Annotated in this window: 2 protein-coding genes and 1 pseudogene; 1 reads left to right on the plus strand and 2 read right to left on the minus strand. The window is 60.3% G+C overall.

What is annotated here, in order from left to right; genetic code table 11:
• Positions 1-718: pseudogene (locus VGO04_RS20465) on the plus strand (cytochrome ubiquinol oxidase subunit I); the annotation flags it as partial.
• Between the two features lie 1,068 nt (positions 719-1,786).
• Here VGO04_RS20465 and VGO04_RS20470 read toward each other — a convergent pair.
• Together VGO04_RS20470 and VGO04_RS20475 are read right to left on the minus strand one after the other, a co-directional pair.
• Positions 1,787-2,017, minus strand: coding sequence for a hypothetical protein (locus VGO04_RS20470; RefSeq protein ID WP_327497798.1), 231 nt, complete (start codon positions 2,015-2,017; stop codon positions 1,787-1,789).
• A gap of 79 nt (positions 2,018-2,096) precedes the next feature.
• On the minus strand, positions 2,097-2,377 hold a 281-nt coding region (locus VGO04_RS20475; protein WP_327497799.1), incomplete at its 5' end, for a SemiSWEET transporter.

Here is a 2,377-nt window from a genome sequence, read left to right on the forward strand (position 1 = left end):
CCTGCTGCTGACGGTGAAGGCCGTGGTCCTCGCCGGGCTCTGCGGCGTCGGCGCCATCGTCGCGATCATGGTCTGGATGTGGGAGTGCGATCAGGCGCCGGCCGGCGAGATCGATATCGGCGGCGGCATCAGGCTGCCGAGCTATGCCTCGGGGCCGGTCTCGCATAGCTGGTGGGCGATGGTCGTGCTGATGCTCGTCGCCGCCGCGCTCTATCTCTCCTATATCTTTGGCTATCTCTATCTCTGGATTGTCGCACCGAAATTCTGGCCACGAAGCGCGCAGTTGCCGGCTCTCGCGGCAATGCTGGCACCGGCCGCATTACTGATCCTCAGCCTCGTGCTCCTCGAGGCGTCGAGGCGATTGCTTGACAGCGGAAGCGGCCGGCACGGTTTCATCGCCGCCCTCCTGCTCCTCGGAGCGATCGCACTGGTCGGCGCGCTCGGGGCCGATGTCCTGCAGCATTGGCACGCGGGTCTGCGGCCGCAGGCGAGCGGCTACGCAGGGATGGTCTATGCCAATGCCGCGCTGCAGGCGCAGATCGCGGGCGCCGTCCTCCTGACAGCTGGCTTCGCCGCCGCACGGCTCGCGACCGGGCAGGTCGACCGGGTCCGCCGCGTCGTCTTCGACAATCTAGCGTTGCTCTGGGCCTATTCGCTCGGACAAGCTGCATTCGGCCTCGTTCTCACATATGGCTTTCCGCGACTGGTAGCGGTATGAGGACGCCCCTTACTCTGCGCTCGGCAATCACCGTACTTGTCGGCCCAATCCTCTGGGCGGCTCATTTCCTGACGGTCTATGCCTCGGAATCAGTACTCTGCCGGGCCGGCCTTCCGGCCTGGCACGATGCGCTCATCACAGGCACGACTTCGGTTGCCCTGCTAGCGCTCGCTTGGCATTGCGCGACTTGGCAGCATCGCAGAAAAACGGATGACCGCGCCCCTGGCGGCCTCGCCAGCATCGCAATCAGTCTCGGGATACTTTCGGCGGTGTCGGTCTGCTTGGTGGCGCTGGCGGCCATATTGCCTGCCTGTGCTTAACGAACCCGATCTTAACCCATTCAAAAGCGCTCGGGGCAGCTCTAGATCGGCTCACAAAGTTCAGCGGTGGTTTGAACGCGCGCAGAGTTACCGTGCTTCAGCGACCGTGGCGATTTGGCAACGCAGCGCGTCTAGATTACGCGTCTGCCGGATTCTGATTGCAGCTCCGAAGCACAGGCGAGAGTGTGCCTTTGGGGGCGAGGGGAGTTGCGGTATGCCTGCGCCAGAATCGTCTGAAGCTGAGATGGCCCGTACCAACGGCTATCTGATCCGAGCTGCCATTGTCGTGGTCATAGGAGTGATCGTAGTCGTGCCCCTCCTCGGATGACGCGCGACGAGCCTCAATTTCACAAGGCTAGTAAGGGCCTGCGCGATCGCAACTTTAAAGTGCTGGTCGCAATCTGGAAGACAAGTTTAGCAACTGGACCCTACGCCGCTGCACGGGGTGCTTCGAAAATTCCCGAAGGTTCTTAGCTGTCCCAAGACCTCGGCCACGCGTGGCCAAAACAGTGAGGCTGCCGTTATCCGAAGATAGGCCTCTAACAATGGTCGGCAATTTTGGTGGTCTGCGGATGCCGGGACCTTTGCCAAGCCTCTGATCGGCTGCGGCCACCACATCCGTAGCTTACTACACAATCCAATGGCGAGCAGGCTGGCATCCAAAGCCAGCACCGCGCGAGGAACCGGCAAGATACTGTCCCCCCAGTTGAGGTGTCGTCGTCCAATTCGCCTCGTGTGCGCGGCCCGATCAATTTGTCAGCGCGCTCAATACCTCTTCCGGAAGTACTTCTCCGTCTGCGGTTATGCGCTTCACTCGACCATCGAATAGGTCCTCTGCGACAGCTTCCAGCGCATATTCGATCGATGGGTATTCCATCCAGTAGACGGAGTTCATCTCTCCCGCCTGCTTGTCGCGGTGCTGGAGTAGGACACCGATCTCGGCGCCTGAATACCTCACGATGACATCGACTGGCTGCATGTCGTACACTCCACATGCTTGAATCGATAACAACTCAAGGGCAGCAGGCATTGTTCCGCAGACCTATTCGCGGTGGACCTTAGTTTGGGTCGACGGAATCGGCGACTGCCTCCTTTTTCTGCTTGGGCAGCAGGGTCATCGTCAAGATGAACGTCGAAAGCACGAGGCAGATCGAGTTCGTTACGATCAGAGGCCATTCGCCCAATCCAAGCCCATAGACCGACCAAAGCGCAAAGCCTGTCACGTTGAAACCATACATGACGGGCGAAATCGAGCTGGTCTCACGGGTTTTTACGATCCGCCATGCCTGCGGAACGAAACTGACCATCGAACAAACGGCAGCACATGCGCCAGCGATTG

Origin of the sequence: Ensifer sp., assembly GCF_035999185.1 — a bacterium.
GTDB lineage: Bacteria > Pseudomonadota > Alphaproteobacteria > Rhizobiales > Rhizobiaceae > Ensifer.

Excerpts from the sequence above, each read along its gene's own strand:
- VGO04_RS20470 (WP_327497798.1), bottom strand. The coding sequence starts at position 2,017 with ATGCAGCCAGTCGATGTCATCGTGAGGTATTCAGGCGCCGAGATCGGT.